General features: G+C 74.4%; 15 protein-coding genes and 1 pseudogene. 8 read left to right on the forward strand and 8 right to left on the reverse strand.

Features of this window, described 5'->3' with window-relative positions; all coding sequences use genetic code 11:
• Positions 1-107: 107 nt before the first annotated feature.
• Positions 108-992, reverse strand: coding sequence for an ABC transporter substrate-binding protein (locus ACFOYX_RS07265; protein WP_322440464.1), 885 nt, complete (start codon positions 990-992; stop codon positions 108-110).
• Positions 993-1,190: 198 nt separating this feature from the next.
• Here ACFOYX_RS07265 and ACFOYX_RS07270 point away from each other — a divergent pair, with 198 nt between their 5' ends.
• From ACFOYX_RS07270 to ACFOYX_RS07285, 4 genes are all read left to right on the forward strand, one after another.
• Positions 1,191-1,571, forward strand: a complete 381-nt coding sequence (locus ACFOYX_RS07270) for an SCP2 sterol-binding domain-containing protein (RefSeq protein ID WP_322440463.1) — start codon at positions 1,191-1,193, stop codon at positions 1,569-1,571.
• On the forward strand, positions 1,568-3,622 hold the full coding sequence (locus ACFOYX_RS07275) for a glycogen debranching N-terminal domain-containing protein (protein ID WP_322440462.1): 2,055 nt from the start codon (positions 1,568-1,570) through the stop codon (positions 3,620-3,622). Before ACFOYX_RS07270 ends, ACFOYX_RS07275 begins: the two co-directional genes overlap by 4 nt.
• A gap of 141 nt (positions 3,623-3,763) precedes the next feature.
• Complete coding sequence (locus ACFOYX_RS07280; protein WP_322440461.1) at positions 3,764-4,807, forward strand: zinc-dependent alcohol dehydrogenase family protein; 1,044 nt, start codon at positions 3,764-3,766, stop codon at positions 4,805-4,807.
• Between the two features lie 161 nt (positions 4,808-4,968).
• Positions 4,969-5,895, forward strand: coding sequence for a diacylglycerol kinase (locus ACFOYX_RS07285; protein ID WP_109803872.1), 927 nt, complete (start codon positions 4,969-4,971; stop codon positions 5,893-5,895).
• On the opposite strand, the gene ACFOYX_RS07290 is transcribed toward ACFOYX_RS07285, so the two are convergent.
• The 3 genes from ACFOYX_RS07290 to ACFOYX_RS07300 all read right to left on the reverse strand — a co-directional run bounded on the left by ACFOYX_RS07290 (position 5,858) and on the right by ACFOYX_RS07300 (position 8,742).
• Positions 5,858-6,850: an EamA family transporter gene (locus ACFOYX_RS07290; protein ID WP_322440460.1), complete on the reverse strand. Its 993-nt coding sequence runs from the start codon at positions 6,848-6,850 to the stop codon at positions 5,858-5,860. The two genes, ACFOYX_RS07285 and ACFOYX_RS07290, sit on opposite strands and share 38 nt — an antisense overlap.
• 81 nt (positions 6,851-6,931) lie before the next feature.
• Positions 6,932-7,906, reverse strand: coding sequence for a helix-turn-helix domain-containing protein (locus tag ACFOYX_RS07295; protein WP_322440459.1), 975 nt, complete (start codon positions 7,904-7,906; stop codon positions 6,932-6,934).
• A gap of 149 nt (positions 7,907-8,055) precedes the next feature.
• On the reverse strand, positions 8,056-8,742 hold the full coding sequence (locus ACFOYX_RS07300) for an HAD-IA family hydrolase (RefSeq protein ID WP_322440510.1): 687 nt from the start codon (positions 8,740-8,742) through the stop codon (positions 8,056-8,058).
• Between the two features lie 164 nt (positions 8,743-8,906).
• Between ACFOYX_RS07300 and ACFOYX_RS07305 the strand changes: the two genes are divergently transcribed.
• Positions 8,907-11,708 carry an RNA helicase gene (locus ACFOYX_RS07305; protein ID WP_109803869.1) on the forward strand — a complete coding sequence of 934 codons (2,802 nt, stop codon included), beginning with the start codon at positions 8,907-8,909 and terminating at the stop codon, positions 11,706-11,708.
• A 31-nt stretch (positions 11,709-11,739) separates the two neighbouring features.
• On the opposite strand, the gene ACFOYX_RS07310 is transcribed toward ACFOYX_RS07305, so the two are convergent.
• Positions 11,740-12,660, reverse strand: coding sequence for a 5'-3' exonuclease (locus ACFOYX_RS07310; protein WP_322440458.1), 921 nt, complete (start codon positions 12,658-12,660; stop codon positions 11,740-11,742).
• A 115-nt stretch (positions 12,661-12,775) separates the two neighbouring features.
• Between ACFOYX_RS07310 and ACFOYX_RS07315 the strand changes: the two genes are divergently transcribed.
• The gene (locus tag ACFOYX_RS07315) at positions 12,776-13,849 is read left to right on the forward strand and encodes a DUF4037 domain-containing protein (RefSeq protein ID WP_322440457.1); all 1,074 of its coding nucleotides are present in this window, start codon (positions 12,776-12,778) and stop codon (positions 13,847-13,849) included.
• A gap of 84 nt (positions 13,850-13,933) precedes the next feature.
• On the opposite strand, the gene ACFOYX_RS07320 is transcribed toward ACFOYX_RS07315, so the two are convergent.
• The gene (locus ACFOYX_RS07320) at positions 13,934-15,265 is read right to left on the reverse strand and encodes a low temperature requirement protein A (protein WP_322440456.1); all 1,332 of its coding nucleotides are present in this window, start codon (positions 15,263-15,265) and stop codon (positions 13,934-13,936) included.
• A gap of 476 nt (positions 15,266-15,741) precedes the next feature.
• On the opposite strand from ACFOYX_RS07320, the pseudogene ACFOYX_RS07325 reads away from it, so the two are divergent.
• Together ACFOYX_RS07325 and ACFOYX_RS07330 are read left to right on the forward strand one after the other, a co-directional pair.
• A pseudogene (locus ACFOYX_RS07325) lies at positions 15,742-16,244 on the forward strand (exo-beta-N-acetylmuramidase NamZ domain-containing protein); the annotation flags it as partial.
• A gap of 48 nt (positions 16,245-16,292) precedes the next feature.
• Positions 16,293-16,808, forward strand: a complete 516-nt coding sequence (locus tag ACFOYX_RS07330; protein WP_377533864.1) for a hypothetical protein — start codon at positions 16,293-16,295, stop codon at positions 16,806-16,808.
• Between the two features lie 61 nt (positions 16,809-16,869).
• On the opposite strand, the gene ACFOYX_RS07335 is transcribed toward ACFOYX_RS07330, so the two are convergent.
• Both ACFOYX_RS07335 and ACFOYX_RS07340 read right to left on the reverse strand, forming a co-directional pair.
• Positions 16,870-17,937, reverse strand: a complete 1,068-nt coding sequence (locus tag ACFOYX_RS07335) for a GGDEF domain-containing protein (protein WP_322440455.1) — start codon at positions 17,935-17,937, stop codon at positions 16,870-16,872.
• Positions 17,938-18,213: 276 nt separating this feature from the next.
• Positions 18,214-18,639, reverse strand: coding sequence for a thioesterase family protein (locus ACFOYX_RS07340; protein WP_109803861.1), 426 nt, complete (start codon positions 18,637-18,639; stop codon positions 18,214-18,216).
• Between the last annotated feature and the right edge of the window lie 32 nt (positions 18,640-18,671).

Raw genomic sequence — 18,671 nt, forward strand, 5'->3', positions numbered from 1 at the left:
CGAGTATTCGGCGCATCCGCTGCCGGCGCCGGCATCCCGCACGTGCAGGTGATGTGACCGGGTCCCGGCCCGTGTCCGATCCGGACACCGGCCGGGCCGCGCCGTGCTCAGGCCACCCGACGGACGCGGTCCGGCGGCGGCGCCGGCACGGCGTCCGGGTGCAGGATCGCAGCGATCGCCTCGACCCCGTCGACCAGCCGGGGACCGGCCCGCACGATCAGCCCGTCCGCGTCGACGGCCCAAACCTCCGCGTCGGGGAAGTGCGGGGCCACCGCCGCGGCCTGGTCGGCGGCCCCGTCGAGGTGGAAGCCGCACGGGGTGACCAGCACGACCTCCGGCGCCGCGGCCCGCAGCGCGGCCCAGGTGGTGGGCGTCGAGCGGGCGCCGGGGTGGCCGGCCACCGGTTCGCCGCCGGCGGCCCGGACCTGGTCGGGAATCCAATGACCGGCGCCGAACGGCGGGTCCACCCACTCCACGACCGCGACCCGGCGCCGCGGCCGGTCGGCCATCGCGGCGGTGACCCCCGCCAGTCGCGCCCGCAGGCCGTCCACCAGGGCCTCCGCCCGATCCGGTACGCGGGCGGCCGTCCCCACCGCGAGGATGGTGCCGAACACGTCCTCCAGGGTGTACGGGTCGAGCGACAGCACGTCGGCCCGGCAGCCGAGGTGGTCCACGGCGTCGGCCACCCGCCCGGCGGGCAGGGCGCAGACCCGGCACAGGTCCTGGGTGAGGATCAGGTCGGGGTCGAGCCCGGCCAGCGCGCCCGCGTGCAGGGTGTAGAGGTCGGCGCCCGCGGCGAGCTGCCCCTTGACGTACGCGTCGATCTCGCCGGGACTCATGCCGCGGGTGTCCCGGCCGCCCACGACGACCGTCGTGCCGGCCCGGTCCGCCGCCGGCAGCTCGCATTCGAAGGTCACCCCGACCAGGTCCTCAGCGAGGCCGAGGGCGTAGACGATCTCGGTGGCGGACGGCAGCAGGGAGACCAGGCGCATCCCGCCATCCTGCCCGCCCACCGCACGGGCCCCGCACTGCCCCGGCAGTTGCCCGATCCCGACCTTTCGGTCCGGGCCCGGCGATAGGCTGGGTCGGCGCCGGAGAGCACGGACGCATCGGTCGTCGCCGCCGCACGGGTCGCCACTATCCACCTCGGGGCCGCCGGCCCCGACGGCGATCTCGCGGGAGGCGGTGCGGTGTCGGATCCCATCACAGCGTTCTTCGAGCAGCTCGCCGCCGGCGGCTGTGGGCGCCTGCTGCGCAAGACCGGCGGCACCGTCCGGTTCGAGCTGACGGGGGACGACGGGCTCGACCTCTGGCACCTGACCATCTCGGAAGGGCGGGTGGAGGTGTCCCGGGAGGCGCGGGACGCGGACGCGGTGATCCACACCGACCGGGCCTTCTTCCTTCGGATGGTGCGGGGCGAGGCGAAGCCACTGACGGCCTGGCTGCGCAACGACATCATTGCCGAGGGGCAGTTCCGCTTCGTCGTCCTGCTGGAGCGGCTCTTCGCCGCGCCGCCGCCGGTGACCCGGCAACCACGCGCCGTGGCCGGCGACGGCCGGGAGCGGGCATGAAGTCGAACCTGGTCCGGGTGCTGGACGGCAACATCTTCGTGCTCAGCGAGAGCAACGGCGACATCGAGGCGAGCGTCGCCAACCCGTGCGGCTTCTTCGACTTCGACACCCGCTTCCTGTCGCGGTGGCGGCTCCGGCTGAACGGCGACCGGCTGAACCCGCTCTCCATCGCCGAACGGGACTACTTCGCGCTGCGCTTCTTCCTGGTGCCGGGCGAGCCCACCCATTATGTGGACGCGAAGGCCTCGGTGATCCGGGAGCGATCCATCACCGGCGGCGTCTTCGAGGAGCGGCTGACCGTGCTCAACCACGATCGAGATCCGGTGGAGTTCACCGTACGGCTGGACGTGGCGGGCGACTTCATGCCGATCTTCGCGGTCGGCGAGGAGCGGAAGCCGGTGGGACGGTTCGACCGGCGCGTGGAGGGGGGGTGCCTGCGGCTGGGCTACCGGCGGGAGAAGTTCCACCGGGAGACGGTGATCTCCACCAGTGAGCCGGCGGCCGTCGACGAGGACGGGCTGACGTACACGGTGCGGGTGGAAGGGAACGGGGAGTGGACGACGACCCTGCGGGTCCGGGCGTTGGTGCTGCGGCCGGACGGCCGGGACGTTCGGGAGCAGCTGGACCGGCGCCCCCGGCGGACCACTGTGGAGCAGCGGGAGGACCTGGCGGACTGGCTGGCCCGGGCGCCGCAGCTGAGCTGTGACTGGGACGCGGTGACCACCACCTACCAGCGGAGTCTGGTCGACCTGGCCGCGCTGCGGTACTCCCCGCTCACCCTCCCGGACGAGACGATGCCCGCCGCCGGCCTGCCCTGGGTGGCCACCATCACCGGGCGGGACAGCATCCTGACCAGCTTCCAGGCGCTGCCGATCGCATCCGAGCTGGCGGTGGCGACCCTGCGGATGCTCGGCATCGACCAGGGCGCGGTGCTCGACGACTTCCGCGACGAGGAGCCGGGCAAGATCCTGCGCGAGTTCCGCTACGGCGAAATGGTGGCCTTCGAGGAGCGACCCGAATCGCCGTACTACGGCAGCGCCGACGTCACGCCGCTCTACGTGGTGCTGCTCGACGAGTACGAGCGGTGGACCGGCGACGGCGCCCTGGTGCGGGAGCTCGAGGAAGAGGCCCGGGCGGCGCTGAACTGGATCGACGAGTACGGCGACATCCTCGGCGACGGCTACGTCCGCTACCGGCGGCGCAACACGCGAACCGGGCCGGAGAACCAGGGCTGGAAGGACTCGCCGGCGGCGATCTGCTATGCCGACGGCCGGCTCCCGGAACCGCCCCGGGCCACCTGTGAGCTGCAGGGCTACGCGTACGACGCGAAGCTGCGCGGGGCGCGGCTGGCCCGCGAGTTCTGGGGCGACCCGGCGTACGCGGAACGGCTGGAACGGGAGGCGGCGGCCCTGCGGGAGCGCTTCGAGCGGGACTTCTGGATCGCCGACCGGGGCTACTACGCGCTCGCGCTGGACGCCGACGGCCGGCAGGTCGACGCGCTCGCCTCCAACATGGGACACCTGCTGTGGAGCGGCATCGTCGACGAGTCCCGGGCCGCACAGGTCGCCGCGCACCTGCTCGGCCCCCGGCTCTTCTCCGGCTGGGGAGTGCGGACGCTGGCCGAGGGGCAGGCGCGGTACAACCCGCTCGGATCCCACGTCGGGGCGGTCTGGCCGTTCGACAACGCGCTGATCGCCTGGGGGCTGCGCCAGTACGGCTTCGCCGAGGAGGCCGGCCGGATCGCCGAGGGGATCATCGACGCGGCGCGCCACTTCCACGGCCGCATGCCGGAGGCGTTCGCCGGCTATCCCCGAGAGCTGACCCGTTACCCGGTGCGCTATCCGACGGCGAACAGCCCGCAGGCGCTGGCCACCGGTGCGACGTTCCTGCTGCTGCGTGCCCTGCTGGGTCTGGACCCCGCCGGGGAGCACCTGATGATGGTGCCGCGGGTGCCGGCCCGGTTCGGCCGGGTGGAGTTGCTGGACGTCCGCGGGCGGTGGGGTCAGATCGACGTGATCGGCAGCGGGCTGGCCCGCCTGGACGGCGGGTGACCGGGGCCGGGTTGGGCGGTGAGCCGGGCCACCCTCGTGGCCGGGCGGCTTGGCGGCCGCTCGGGGCCGGGTCTAGCGTTCGCCGGGGCGCTCCGCCCGCGCCCGACAGCCCACCACCGCCCACCCGGAGGACATCCCTTCATGCGTGCCACCGTGATCCACGCCCCGAACGACATCCGGGTCGAGGAGGTGCCGGACGCCGCCGTCCGCACCCCGACCGACGCCGTCGTACGCGTCGTGCTCGCCTGCATCTGCGGCAGTGACCTGTGGGCGTACCGGGGGGTGGCCAAGCGCCAGCCCGGGCAGCGGATCGGTCACGAGTTCCTCGGCGTGGTCGAGGCCGTCGGTGCCGGGGTGACCTCGGTCCGGGCGGGCGACCTGGTGGTGGCGCCGTTCGTCTGGTCCGACGGGGTCTGCGACTTCTGCCGGGAGGGCCTGCAGACGTCCTGCCCGCACGGCGGCTTCTGGGGCGAGCCCGGCTCCGACGGCGGCCAGGGCGAGGCCGTCCGTGTCCCGTACGCCGACGGGACCCTGGTCAAGCTCCCCGCCGAGGCGGCCGGCGACGAGCGGCTGCTCACCGCGATGCTGGCCCTGTCCGACGTGATGTCCACCGGCCACCACGCCGCCCTGGCCGCCCAGGTCCGGCCCGGCACCACCGTCGCCGTGGTCGGCGACGGCGCGGTCGGCCTGTGCGGGGTGCTCGCCGCCCGGCGGCTCGGCGCCGAGCAGATCATCGCGCTGGGCCGGCACACCGCCCGCACCGACATCGCCCGCTCCTTCGGCGCCACCGACGTGGTCGCCGAGCGGGGCGACGCCGCGATCGCCGCGGTCAAGGAGCTGACCAAGGGGCTGGGCGCGCACGCCGTGCTGGAGGCCGTCGGCACCGAGGAGTCGATGCGAACCGCGATCTCCATCGCCCGCGACGGCGGCGCGGTGGGCTACGTCGGTGTGCCGCACGGCGGCAGCGCCGGCGTGGACATCGGCCAGATGTTCGGCCGCAACGTCGCGCTCGGCGGCGGCGTCGCGCCGGCCCGGGCGTACATTCCGGAGCTGCTTGCCGACGTGCTGGACGGCGCCATCGACCCGTCGCCGGTCTTCGACCGGTCGGTGACCCTCGACCAGGTCCCGGACGGCTACCGGGCGATGGACGAGCGCACCGCGCTCAAGGTCCGCATCAGCTTCTGACCACGTCGGCACGACGAGGCGCCGGACCCGCGGCAACGCGGGTCGGGCGCCTCCGTCGTGGACAGATCGGGCGGCCGGTGGCCGGAAGACAGTGCGGTGCGGGCGCAGCCACAGGGTTCAGGGGCGTCTCCCCTGGTGGAGGCCGTGGGTCGTACCGTACGGTGCTCGCCGTGACCGCGCACGATCTTGTTCCGCCCGGCCCCGTCGCCGTGCTCGCCAACCCCACCGCCGGCCGGGGCCGGCACCGTGGCCTGCTGCCCCGGCTGCTCGAGCGGCTGAACGCCGGCGGCCGGCCGGTGCGGGTGCTGACGGCGGGAACCCCGGCGGAGGCGGAGGCGGCGTGCCACGCCGCGGTCGCGGACGGCGCCGGTGCGTTGGTCGCGGTGGGTGGCGACGGCACCGTCCACCGGGCGTTGCAGGCGGTCGCCGGTACGGCCGTGCCGTTCGGCCCCGTCCCCGCCGGCACCGGCAACGACTTCGCGGTCGACACCGGCTTCCCGGCCGACCCGCTCGCCGCGGTCGACGTGATCGCCGCCGCGCTGCGCGACGGCCGGACCCGCCCGGTCGACCTGGCCCGGATGACCGCCCCCGACGGCGGGCACCGCTGGTACGGGGCGGTGCTGGCCGCCGGATTCGACGCGATCGTCAACGAGCGGGCCAACCGGATGCGCTGGCCGCGCGGCCCGCGCCGCTACGACCTGGCGATCCTGGTGGAGCTGGCCCGGCTGCGCCCGCGCCGGTACACGCTGCGCCTCGACGGCGAGGAGTTGACGCCCGACGCCGTGCTGGTGGCGGTGGGCAACTGCCCCACCTACGGCGGGGGCATGCGGATCTGCCCGGACGCCGACCCGACCGACGGGCTGCTGGACGTGGTGGTCGGCGGACGGTTCGACCGGCGCACCCTGATGCGGGTGAAGCCGCGCATCTACCAGGGCACGCACGTCGACCACCCGCTGGTGCGCAGCTACCGGGCGCGGACCGTGGAGCTGAACGCCGAGGGCATCACCACGTACGCCGACGGGGAGCGGGCCCTCGACCTGCCGGTGCGGATCAGCGCCGTGCCGCAGGCGGTGCGGCTGCTGGGCTGAGCCGACCCTCGGGCCCCGGGTCGGCGGAGCCGTCCGGGCGCTCGGCTGCCGTCGTGCCGTCGCCGCCCTCGATCGCCGTGGCCGGCGCGCCGGCCCGGACCGCGCCGATGCTGGCGGCGATCACCAGACCGATCGCGAGGACCTCCGTCGCGCGCAGCGCCTGGTCCAGCACCAGCCAGCCGGCGAGGGCGGCGATGGCCGGGCCGAGGCTCATCAGCACGGCGAAGGTCGCGGTGGGCAGCCGGCGCAGCGCCAGCAGTTCCAGGGTGTACGGCAGCACCGAGGCGAGCACGGCGAGCCCGGCGCCCAGCCCGAGCACGGCCGGATGCCCCAGCCGGGCGCCGGCCCCGACCAGCCCGATCGGGAGGGTGACCAGGGCGGCCACCGCCAGCGCCAGGGCCAGCCCGTCCGCGCGCGGGAACCGGCCGCCGACCCGCGCCGAGCAGAGGATGTACGCGGCCCACATCACCCCCGCGCCCAACGCCAGCGCGGCGCCGGCCGGGTCGAGCCGGTCGAAGCCGCCCTGGCCGAGCAGGGCCACCCCGGCCAGGGCCAGCCCGGCCCAGCACCAGGCGGCCAGCCGGCGGGCGGTGCACACCGACAGGGCCAGCGGTCCGAGCACCTCCAGGGTGACGGCCGGGCCGAGCGGGATCCGGTCGATGGCCTGGTAGAAGATCGAGTTCATGCCGGCCAGGGCCAGCCCGAAGGCCACCACCGAGGCCCAGTCGGCGCGGTCGTGGCCGCGCAGCTGCGGCCGGCACACCGCCAGCATCAGCAGCGCGCCGATGGTCAGCCGCAGGGTCACCGCCCCGGCCACCCCCGTGCGCGGGAAGAGCAGGGCGGCGACCGCCGACCCGAACTGCACCGACAGCGCCCCGCCGAGGACCAGCCCGACCGCCCGGAGCCGACCGCCGCGCGGGGCCTGCTTCGTCGACGGGCGCGGCCTGGTGGTCATGCCCGTGACGCTAGACGGGCACCTCGGAACCGGGCTCGCCGGGCCGGCTGCTCCCGAGGCGGGCCACGTCGCGCCCGGCGCTCAGCTCGGCCCGAGGGTGGTCGGCTCCGCACCCGCCCGGTAGTCCCGCGCCGGCATTCCGTACGCCTCCCGGAAGGCGCGGCTGAAGTGGGCGGGGTCCGGGAACCCCCATCGCGCCGCGATGACCCGGATGGGCTGGTCCCGCAGCAACGGGTTGCGCAGATCGCGCCGGCACTGTTCCAGGCGGCGCCGGCGGATGAGGCCGGCGACCGTCTCCTCCTCGGCGGCGAAGAGCCGGTGCAGGGTGCGCAGCGACAGGTGGTGGGCCTGCGCCACGGCGCCGGGGTCGAGGTCCGGCCGGGCCAGGTGCCGCTCGATGAACTCGACCACCTGCAGCCGGGTGACCTGCTGACGCGTCTCCGGCGACAGGGAGTCCTCGCCGTCCGCGTACCGTGCCAGGGTCGCGCACACCAGGTCGAGCGTCACGCCGCCGAGCCCCTGCGCCTCGCTCGGCTCGTACTGCTCGGGGTGCGCCACCAGCTGCCGGAGGAACTGCGCCAGCAGGGCGCCCGTCCCCCGGTCGGCGGGCATGGCCGCGGCGAGCAGCTGGTTCACCCGGCCGGCGGACAGCGGCAGCCGGGCGTGCGGGATGTGCACGCAGATCGTCGAGGTGTACCTCGTCTCGTCCACCCGGTGCTCCGCCTCGTACGGTCGGGAGCCGTCGAAGAAGGTGAACCCGGTCTGGTCGATGGTCGACTCGTTGCGGGCCTGGCTGATGGCGCTGAAGCCGGCGGTCGGCAGGGCCAGCTGGAACATCTCCGAGTCGGCCTGGCGGATCTGCCGGGCGGTCCGCCTGGTGCGCAGCGTCGGGTACCGGAACTCGGTCAGATGCACCCCGCCCAGGTCGATCAGCTGGGCGAAGGCGTTGAACGGCGCCCGCCGGTCGGTCCAGATGCTGGCCGGCGTGCTGCCGACGGCGAAATCCGCCCAGAGGTCGAAGCGGTCGGCTTCCGGCACCAGCTGGGTGTCGAGCACCTGACGTGGCAGGATCGCGTCCTCCCCGAGGGCGTTGATGATCGAGGCAGCATCGTACCGGCAGCTCGCGGAGGTCCATGGGGCAGTGCGGCACCGCGGACGAGCTAACGGAGGCGCTGACCACCTCGGTCAGCGCCGGAACCCGCAGCTCAGGAGCCCAGCGCCAGGTCGAGCACCGCGCCGAGCCCGTTGGCCCGGCCGGCGTCGGCGGCCGGCAGCACCAGCACGGCGCAGCCCGCGCCCACCGCGCCCGCGTCGGCCGGCGTGTCGCCGACCATCAACGCGCGCTCCGAGTCGACGCCGAGCATTCCGCAGGCCCGCAGGAAGATCCCCGGGTCCGGCTTGCAGCGCCCCACCTCGTAGGAGAGCGCGTACGCGTCGACCAGCCCGTCGAGGCCCCAGGCGGCGAAGAGCGGTCGGATGTCGAAGCCGATGTTGCTGACGACGGCCACCTTCACCCCGGCGCGCCGCAGCTCCTTGAGCACCGCCTCGGTGTCCGGGTACGGCACCCAGCCCTCGGGGACCCGTACCCGCTCGTAGAGCGCCTCGGGGAACCCGTCGATGCCCGCGTCCACCGTCTCCGCCAGCCCGGTGTACGCGCCCCGGTGGGCGTGCTCGTAGAGATCCCGGTCGGCCCAGAGCTCGGCCAGCCGGGGCGGCACCCGCGCGGGCACCGGCCCGCCGGCCCGCCCGGCGGTGAGCAGCCGGTCGGCCAGCGAGGTGGCGCGTACCCGGTCCAGCTCCACCCCACACGTCGCGGCGGCCGCCAGCACCCACTCGCGCGGCTCCTCCACCTGGGCGAGGGTGCCGTGGAAGTCGAGGAGCACCGCCTCCACGGGCCGGCGGGACGTGCTCGGGCGGACGGCATCGTCGGCGCCGCTCGAGGCGTGGGGCGGTTGGGCATGGTCCGGCACGTCGTGCACCCTACCGACCGCCTCCGACCGTACTGCCGGACGGCCTTGTCAGGTGGTGGTCGGTCCTAGCGATTAATCTTGGAGGCATGTCGAGTCCCGCCGAGCGGTACGCCGCGGCGCGCCGCCGGGCCGCGCAGGCCTCCACCTTCCCGGCCCTGGACGAGTTCGCCCGAGACCTCGGGTTCGACCTCGACGACTTCCAGCGGGAGGCGTGCCAGTCCCTGGAGCGGGGCAGCGGCGTGCTGGTGTGCGCTCCCACGGGTGCGGGCAAGACGGTGGTCGGCGAGTTCGCCGTACACCTGGCCCTGCGCGGCAAGCCAGGGCAGCCGGCGGCGGCCGACGCGGCCGAGGGGCCGACCACCCGGCGCAAGTGCTTCTACACGACGCCGATCAAGGCGCTGTCCAACCAGAAGTACCACGACCTGGTGGACCGCTACGGCGCCGAGCAGGTCGGCCTGCTCACCGGCGACAACGCGATCAACGGCGACGCCCCGGTGGTGGTGATGACCACCGAGGTGCTGCGCAACATGCTCTACGCCGGCTCCAGCACCCTGGAGGGCCTGGCCTACGTGGTGATGGACGAGGTGCACTACCTCGCCGACCGGTTCCGGGGCGGGGTGTGGGAAGAGGTGATCATCCACCTGCCCGCCTCGGTCACCCTGGTCTCCCTCTCCGCGACGGTCTCCAACGCGGAGGAGTTCGCCGACTGGCTGGTCACCGTGCGCGGCGAGACCGCGGTGGTGGTCAGCGAGCACCGGCCGGTGCCGCTCTGGCAGCACATGCTGGTCGGCAAGCGGATGTTCGACCTGTTCCACGACGCCGACGCGGCCCGCAAGCACGACGTGCACCCCGAGCTGCTGCGCTACACCCGCGACACGGTGCGCCGCCTGGAGCTGGGCGAGGGGCGCAGCGCCGGTCCCGGCGCCGGGCGCCGCGGCCCCCGCTGGCGCGGCCCGATGCGCCCCGACATCGTCAACCGGCTCGACCGGGACGGCCTGCTCCCGGCGATCCTGTTCATCTTCAGCCGGGCCGGCTGCGCCGCGGCCGTGCAGCAGTGCCTCGCCGCCGGGCTCCGGCTGACCTCGCCGGAGGAACGCACCGAGATCCGCCGGGTGGTCGAGTCCCGGGTCACCGCCATCCCCGGCGAGGACCTGTCGGTGCTCGGCTACTGGGAGTGGCTCGACGGGCTGGAGCGCGGCCTGGCCGCCCACCACGCCGGCATGCTTCCGGTATTCAAGGAGGTCGTCGAGGAGCTGTTCGTCCGCGGCCTGGTCAAGGCGGTCTTCGCCACCGAGACCCTGGCGCTGGGCATCAACATGCCCGCCCGCTGCGTCGTCCTCGAACGCCTGGTCAAGTTCAACGGCGAGGCGCACGTCGACCTCACCCCGGGGGAGTACACGCAGCTCACCGGGCGGGCCGGCCGGCGCGGCATCGACGTCGAGGGACACGCCGTGGTGGTCTGGTCGCCGGAGACCGACCCCCGGCACGTGGCCGGGCTCGCCTCCACCCGGACCTACCCGCTGCGGTCCAGCTTCCGGCCGTCGTACAACATGGCCGTCAACCTGGTCGGCACGGTCGGCGCGGACCCGGCCCGGGCGCTGCTGGAGTCGTCCTTCGCGCAGTTCCAGGCGGACCGCTCGGTGGTCGGCCTGGCCCGGCAGGTGCAGCGCAACACCGAGACCATCGAGGCGTACGGCGCCGAGGCGGCCTGCCACCACGGGGACTTCGACGAGTACTTCGCGCTGCGGGTGGCCATCGCCGACCGGGAACGGGCCATCGCCCGGCAGGGCCAGACCCAGCGCAAGGCGGCGGCCGTCGCGTCGCTGGAGCGGCTGCGGGTCGGCGACGTGATCCGGGTGCCGTCCGGGCGGCGGGCCGGGCTGGCCGTCGTCCTCGACCCGGCCACCGGCGGCTTCGGTGAGCCGCGCCCGCTGGTGCTCACCCAGGACCGCTGGGCCGGCCGGGTCAGTCCCGGCGACTTCACCACCCCGGCCGAGGTGCTCGCCCGGATCCGGGTGCCGAAGCACTTCAATCACCGGTCCCCGGCCGCGCGGCGGGACCTGGCCGCCGAGGTCAGCGGCACCGGGCTGGACCGGCACGACGGCCGCCGGGGCGGGCGGTCCCGGCAGGTCGCCGGCGAGGACCACCGGCTCAGCCAGCTCCGCACGGAGCTGCGCCGGCACCCCTGCCACGCCTGCCCGGAGCGGGAGGAGCACGCCCGCTGGGCCGAGCGGCGTCGCCGCCTCGAACGGGACACCGAGGAGCTGCGGCAGCGGGTCTCCGGCCGGACCGGCTCGCTGGCGCGGACCTTCGACCGGATCGTCGCGCTGCTCACCGCCCGCGGCTACCTCTCCGCCGACGGCGGGGTCACCGACGCGGGCCGGATGCTCGGCCGGATCTGGACCGAGGCGGACCTGCTGGTCGCCGAGTGCCTGCGCCGGGGCGTCTGGGACGGGCTCTCCCCGGCCGAGCTCGCCGCGGCCGTCTCCGTGGTGGTCTTCGAGGCCCGCCGCGACGTCGACGAGCGGGCCTCGCTGCCGCGCGGCCCGGTCGCCGACGCGGTCGACGAGACGCTCAAGCTGTGGAGCGACATCGAGGCGGACGAGGCTGCCCGGGGTCTCGCCGTCACCCGCGAGCCGGACCTGGGCTTCGCCTGGCCGATCTACCGGTGGGCCCGCGGGGAGGTGCTCGCCAAGGTGCTCGCCAGCGGCCACCAGATCGACGGCGAGATGCCCGCCGGGGACTTCGTGCGCTGGGCGCGCCAGGTCGTCGACCTGCTCGGCCAGCTCGCCGACTCCGGCGGCGCGTCGGCGGAGCTGCGCTCCACCGCCCGGCAGGCCATCGCGACCGTCAACCGGGGCGTGCTGGCCTACCACGCCGCCGCCTGATCGTCACCGTGCGGTCACCACGTCCGCACGATCAGGAACGGGCGGTGAGCGCGTCCACGAGCCGGCGGCACGAGCCGGCCAGGTTCCACCGCTGCGCCAGCTCCAACAGCCCCTCCGGGTCCGCGGGCGCCGTCGGCAGCGCGGTGGGCAGCTCCGGCAGCGGTACGTCCCGGGCCACCTCCACCACCTTCGGGGCGACCGCCAGGTAGTCCCGGGCCGCCGCCAGCTTGCTCCGCAGCCCCGGCGCGAAACCCGCGTCCCCGTCGTCCAGCGCGGCGAGGATGCCCGGCAGGCCGCCGTACCGCTCGATCAGCCGGGCGGCGGTCTTCTCGCCCACCCCGGGCACCCCGGGCAGCCCGTCGCTCGGGTCGCCGCGCAGCGCCGCGAAGTCCGCGTACCGGTCGGCGGGAACCCCGTACCGGGCGCGGATCGCCGCGTCGTCGCAGTCCTCCAGCTTGGCCACCCCGCGCCCGACGTAGAGCAGCCGGACCTGGCGGGCGTCGTCCACCAGCTGGAACAGGTCCCGGTCGCCGGAGACCACCTCCACCGGACCGGGCTGGGTCACCGAGAGCGTCCCCAGCACGTCGTCGGCCTCGTAGCCGGTGGCGCCGATGAACGGAATGCCGAACGCGGTCAGCACCTCCAGGATCATCGGCACCTGCGGGGAGAGGGTGTCCGGCACCACCTCGCCGCCCTCCGGCGCCACCCGGTGCGCCTTGTACGACGGCAGCAGCTCCACCCGCCACGCCGGCCGCCAGTCGTAGTCCAGCGCGCAGACCATCCGGTCCGGCCGGCGGGTGCGGACGAGCTGGGCGAGCATGTCGAGGAAGCCGCGCACGGCGTTGACCGGCTGGCCGTCCTCGGTCTTCGCGGCCGACTCCGGGATGCCGAAGTAGGCCCGGAAGTAGAGGCTGGGGGAGTCGATCAGCAGGATCGGGGGTCGCTGTGCCACCCGGACAGCCTGGCACAGCCGTACGACGACGTGGGGGAGGGCCGGATCGTGCCGGGGCGGGCGCGGTTGGCCCGTCGGGTGAGTCACGGGCGCGTCCGCCGGGGAGACTGACGGCATGACGTTCGTACCCGGGTTGTCGCTCGCCCGGCGGTTCCACGACGAGGTGGTGGCTCCCCTGCTGGCCCGGCGGCTGCCCGGCCTGCGCTACGCCGCCGGCCTGCTCGACGGCGGGTCGGAGCTGCTCGGCCTGGACACCGAGCGCTCCACCGACCACGACTGGGGTCCGCGGGCCCAGCTCTTCGTCGCCGGCCCGGACGACGTGGGGCCCGCCCGGGCGGTGCTCGACGCCGAACTGCCGGCGGAGTTCCTCGGCTGGCCGACCCGCTTCGTCGGCGGCCCCGACGTCCGCCTCGGCGTCGTCGACGCCGACGGGGACCGGCACGGGGTGAGCGTGGACGAGCTGACCGGCTGGCTGCGCGACAAGCTCGGCTTCGATCCGCGCACCGGCGTGGGGGTGGACGACTGGCTCGCCACGCCCACCCAGCGGCTGGCCGAGCTGACCGGAGGCGCGGTCTTCCACGACGGCCTCGACGGGGCGCTCACCGCCGCCCGGGCCCGGCTGGCCTGGTACCCGGACGACGTGTGGCGGCACGTCCTGGCGGCCGCCTGGAGCCGGATCGGCCAGGCCGAGCACCTGGCCGGGCGGTGTGCCGAGGTCGGCGACGAGCTGGGCAGCCGGGTGGTGACCGCCGGGCTGGCCCGGGACCTGATGCGGCTCGGTCTGCTGGTGCACCGCCGCTGGCCCCCGTACGCGAAATGGCTCGGCACCGTCTTCGCCCGGCTGCCGGCGGCGGCCCCGGTGATCGACGGGCTGACCCGCGCCCTCGGTCCCGACGGCTGGTCCGACCGCCAGGCCGGGCTGGTCGGCGCGCTGGAGACGGTGGCCGGCTGGACCAACGACCTGGGGCTGGCCGCGCCGGTCGACCCGACGGCCCGGCAGTTCCACGGGCGGCCGTTCCTGGTGCTCGACGCCGGCCGGTTCGCCGCCGCGCTGCGCGCCGCGATCGGTGACCCGGCGCTGCGCGCGCGGCCCTCGGTGGGCGCCGTCGACCAGTACCTGGACAACGTCGACGTCCTCGGCCACGCGCAGCGGGCCCGCCGGGTCGCGGCGGCGCTCCGGCCGGACTGACCGGGCGGGTCAGCCGGTCGGAGTGGACCGGTGCGCGGGCGGAGCGGGCCGGGCGCTACCGCGCCGACTGGGGTTTGCCGGCAGCTACCGCGCCGACCGGGGCGGGCCGTCCTCGTGCCAGCGGGCGCGGTACGCGGCCTCGCTGGCCTCGTGCTCGGTCCGCTCCTCGAACACCGCTTGGCGCAGGGCACGCCGGGAGTCGGCCAGCACCACCAGCTCGATCGCGACGAGCGCGACGCAGATGGCGGACAACAGCCCGAGCGCGCCGAGCGCCGGCAGGTGTCGGCCCACGAACAGGCCGGCCCCCAGCGCGAGGAGCACGCCGACCCGGGTCCAGGTGACGGTGCGCAGGGTGCGCAGTTGGAACGCCATGTCGGCGGCCAGGTAGACGATCACCCCGCCGAACAGCATCGGCACGGCCGGGCCGGGCGCCCGCTCGGCCACCCCACCCGCCGGGTCGGTGATCGTCCGCACCAGCTCCTCGGCGCCGATGGCGAACAGCACGACTCCGGCGATCATCGGCAGGTAGAGGTAGGCGTAGGCGTCGCGGGCCATCGCCACCCGGGGGTGGCCCTGCGCGGCGTGCAGCGCGATCCGGGCGGCGGGCCCGATCATGTCGAAGTGCGCCCACCACAGCGCCGCGGTGAACAGGATCCCCAGCAAGGCCGCCGGGACCGCCGGCCAGGTCACCGGTTTGCCGATCAGGTTGCCGCCGACGCCGACCGAGATCACGGACTCACCCAGCGCGATGATGAGGATCAGGTCGTACCGCTCCGTCCAGTGTTCGGCGGACGTGACCTCCCAGCCCCTGGTGCCGGCCGCCAGCCCGCTGCCGTACTGCAGGACGACGACGGCGATCCACAGCCCGTCGCGCAGCCACACCCCGACGTCGGGATCCTCGATGTTCGGCGGCAGCAGCGCCGCGACCAGCAGCAGGACGGTGGTGATCACGATCTCCGGTGCGAACTGGAGCAGCTTGCGGCGGGCGTGCGGCCTGCCGCGCGTCGCGTGCACGTACAGCACCAGGTGCACGGCGCGGACCACCACGTAGCTGACCGTGACGAGCATGGGCCCGGCCGCGCCCTGATGCAGGTCGCCGAAGGTCTGGGGCAGCGCCAGGGCGAAGGCGAACAGCGCCATCATGCCGACCACCATCAGCACCGGGACGAAGCCCTCGCCGAGGCGGAGCTGGCTGGCGACCACGCTGTGCACCACCCAGCACCACCACAGCACGGCCAGCACCAGCATCGCGTGCAGCAGCTGTCGCCCGCTGACGTTGGCGGCGGTGGCCCGGGTGATGATGAAGAACGACACGACGAAGACGAGGTCGAAGAACACCTCGAACTTGTCCACCCGCGCGGCCGGGGCGATCCGGATGGCAGGCCCCAGCCCCCCGGTCCGTCGCTTGCCGCCCACCGGTCGAGTCTGGCAGCGCCCGGCCCGTCGCGGGTCGGAATCGTCCTCGCCGGCCACCGTGCGAACCGCCGACGCCCCCCGGCCGGGCGGCCAGCGTCGCTCGACGACCTGGCCCACCGGCAGGAGCACGGCCGGCCCGCCGCCGGGCCGTGGCGAGCGGCGGCGCCTACTGACATCCGTAGGTATCTTTCCTTGACCCACCGCCTTCATGTAGCTAAGTTTCGATGAGCTGAGCTGCTTGGAGGCACCCGATGGAGCGCAGAACCTTCCTCACCGGCGCCGGAGCGGTCGCCGCCGGCGCCCTCACCACGACCGTGACCGCCGCACCCGGCAGTGCCGACCCGGGCATTCGCCTTGTCGAGACCGGCCTGGACGCGCTGGTGCGCGCCGACTTCGCCGAGCTGCGCGGGCAGCGGGTGGGCGTGATCTCCAACCCGACCGGCGTCGACTCCGCCTACCGGCACCTGGTCGACCTGATGCACGCCTCGGGCCAGGTGAACGTGGTCGCGGCGTTCGGTCCCGAGCACGGCTTCCGGGCTCGGCCCAGGCGGGCGGCAGCGAGGGCACCGGCACGGACGCCCGGACCGGCATCACCGTCTACGACGCGTACGGCGCCTCGCAGGCCAAGTGGGAGGCCATGTTCACGCAGTCCGGAATGGACACCGTGGTCTTCGACATCCAGGACGTGGGGGCGCGTTTCTACACCTACATCTGGACGATGTACACCTCGATGCTCGCCGCCGCCCGGCTCGGCAAGCGGTACGTTGTACTCGATCGGCCGAACCCGGTCGGTGGCCGGGCGTACGGCCCGATGATGACCGCCGGCTACACCTCCGGGGTGGGTCTCAAGGAGATCGTGCAGCAGCACGGCATGACCGTCGGTGAACTCGCGGGCTTCTTCAACGCCGAGTTCCTGCCCGCCGAGGCGGGACGGCCGGTCGAGCTGCACGTGGTGCAGTGCCGGCACTGGAAGCGGGACCGGCTCGCCGCCGACACCGATCTGCCCTGGGTGATGCCCAGCCCGAACATGCCGACCACGGACACCGCGCTGGTCTACCCGGGCACCTGCCTCTTCGAGGGCGTCGCGTCGATCACCGAGGGGCGCGGCACCTGCCGTCCGTTCGAGCTGATCGGCGGCCTGGCGACGGACTTCGACTACCACTGGGGTGACCGGCTCAACGCCCGGAACCTGCCGGGGGTGCGGTTCCGGGAGGCGTACTTCTCGCCGACCTCGGCCGGGCAGAAGCCGGCGCTGCTCAACAAGCCCTGCGCAGGGGTCGAGGTCAAGATCGTGGACCGGGGCGCGTACGACCCGATCCGTACCGGGGTCGCGATGCTGGTGGAGGCGCGGAAGTACCCGGCGTTCGCGTGGCGGCAGGACGCCTGGGACCAACTGCGGCCGTACTGGATCGACACGCTCACCGGATCGCCCCGGCTGCGCACGATGATCGACGCGGGTGCCGACGTGGCCGACGTGGTCGGCGCCTGGGCCGACGAGTTGGCCGCGTTCGACCGGCAGCGCCAGCCCTACCTGCTCTACTGACCGCCGCGGCCGGGCGGCGCGACCATGGGCCCCGTCCGGCCCCGGCCCCGGTCCACCCGCGTTACCCGGGTGACCACCCAGGCCGTTGCCCGGCCGTCCGCATGCCGAGCGGGTCCGGGCGGCTGGGTAGCAGGTCGGGGCGGTCCTGCGGCGGCGGGCCGGCGGCGGGACGGTGTTCCAGCTTCATCCGGTAGAGGCGCTGGTCGGCCACCTGCATCAGGGTTTCGAGGGTGTTGCCGTCCTGCGGCGCGGTGGCCGAGCCGATGCTGACGCGGGCGTCCGGGCGGACCGCCGCGTCGATCCGGGTCAGCACCGTCCGCGCGGTGACGTCGTCGGCGTCCACCAGCACGACCACGAACTCGTCACCGCCTACCCGGGCGATGGCGTCCCCGGCGCGCAGCACCTCCCGGGTCGCGGCCACCGTCCGCTGTAGCAGCCGGTCGCCGGCGGCGTGTCCGAGGCGGTCGTTGACCAGCTTGAAGTCGTCGAGATCCAGACAGAGCAGGGACGGGCCCGGGCGACAGCCGCTCCGGAACAGGTGCTTGGTGAACTCGGCCAGGCCGCGCCGGTTGAGGGCGCCGGTGAGCGGGTCGAGCTCGGCGAGCGAACGGAGCTGGGATCGCTGCCGCGCCAGGATCCGTGCCTGCGCGGAGCACACCGAGATCAGCACCACCATCGCCGCGACGTAGAGGAAGACGTGCCCCGGGGGCGCCGGTCGTCCGGTGGCGGCGACCGCGAGGTAGGCCCCGACGGTGAGCGCCGCGAGCCCCGTCATCAGCGGCAGGCGCGGGGTGTGGCTGGCGACGAACACGGCCGTGGTCACGAAACCCAGGGCGGCCGGTGCGGCGGCCCCACCGTCCCAGTACGCGCCGAGCGTCGCCACGACGAGCGTGATCAGCAGGATGGTGAACGAGACGCGGTACCCGGAGGCCTTCGTGGTCACCTTCTGGGCTGCCCACAGGCCGACGAGGCCGGACGCCATTCCGCAGCCGTAGGCCGCGAGCATGAGGGACCGATGTGGCTGGTGCAACGTCATGAGGCAGTAGCTGACGGCGATTCCGTGCGAGACGACGTGCAACGCCGCGGTGAGCAGCATCCTTCGCCGGCGCTCGTTCACCCGACTGTCCACCGCGCCCACGGCAACCTGACGACGGATCCCGATGATCCGGCCGCGAAATCGATCGCAGCGGCCGTGACCGTGATCCGGGTCGAGGCCGCTCCGACGTGTCCCACCACTCCGACATTCAACGATGTGCGTGAGGTGACGTCAATATTTCGACACGGTTACGTCTGCCCTGCGTACGTCCGTCGTGGCTCAGCGCAACCTCGCCTGCCTCGCCGTGCCCTGCGCGACCGGCGACCTACTTCCCGCGGGCCGGCCGGAGCGCCGGCCGTGCCCTGCCCACTAGTCGAGACCGAGGTGCGCCGGCGACGAGGCGAGCGAACGGAACCGCTCCGCCGGATCGGCCACCAGCCGTCGCGTGTGCAGGTCCAGCATTCCGCCGACCCCGGTCAGCTGGGCGACCGGAGTGCCGTCCACGCGTACGTACTCCTGCTCCAGCCGGAACGTCTTGCCGCCGCGCCAGACGAAGCCGCAACTGACGTCGACCTCGTCGCCCGCCCGCAGTTCGCGCAGGTAGCGGATGGTGCACTCAAGCTGGACCGGCCCGACGCCGGCCGCGCGCAGCGCGTCCGGGTGCAGGCCCGCGGCGCGCAGGCACTCCCACCGGGCGTGCTCGGCGTACTGGAGGTACACGGCCTGGTTGACGTGCCCCTGGACGTCCAGCTCGTACCCTCGGACGGCGATGCGCACACGAAACGGCTGACTCATGGACAGATCTTGACACGGGCGTCCCGGGGGAG

The sequence above is a fragment of the Micromonospora sp. GCM10011541 genome (assembly GCF_042650725.1).
Classification (GTDB): Bacteria; Actinomycetota; Actinomycetes; order Mycobacteriales; family Micromonosporaceae; genus Micromonospora; species Micromonospora sicca.

What these genes read in the sequence shown, in the direction of transcription:
- ACFOYX_RS07330 (WP_377533864.1), top strand. Translation starts at nt 16,293, where the DNA reads ATGCCGACCACGGACACCGCGCTGGTCTACCCGGGCACCTGCCTCTTC.
- ACFOYX_RS07305 (WP_109803869.1), top strand. Translation starts at nt 8,907, where the DNA reads ATGTCGAGTCCCGCCGAGCGGTACGCCGCGGCGCGCCGCCGGGCCGCG.
- ACFOYX_RS07275 (WP_322440462.1), top strand. Translation starts at nt 1,568, where the DNA reads ATGAAGTCGAACCTGGTCCGGGTGCTGGACGGCAACATCTTCGTGCTC.
- ACFOYX_RS07290 (WP_322440460.1), bottom strand. Translation starts at nt 6,850, where the DNA reads ATGACCACCAGGCCGCGCCCGTCGACGAAGCAGGCCCCGCGCGGCGGT.
- ACFOYX_RS07315 (WP_322440457.1), top strand. Translation starts at nt 12,776, where the DNA reads ATGACGTTCGTACCCGGGTTGTCGCTCGCCCGGCGGTTCCACGACGAG.
- ACFOYX_RS07265 (WP_322440464.1), bottom strand. Translation starts at nt 992, where the DNA reads ATGCGCCTGGTCTCCCTGCTGCCGTCCGCCACCGAGATCGTCTACGCC.
- ACFOYX_RS07280 (WP_322440461.1), top strand. Translation starts at nt 3,764, where the DNA reads ATGCGTGCCACCGTGATCCACGCCCCGAACGACATCCGGGTCGAGGAG.
- ACFOYX_RS07340 (WP_109803861.1), bottom strand. Translation starts at nt 18,639, where the DNA reads ATGAGTCAGCCGTTTCGTGTGCGCATCGCCGTCCGAGGGTACGAGCTG.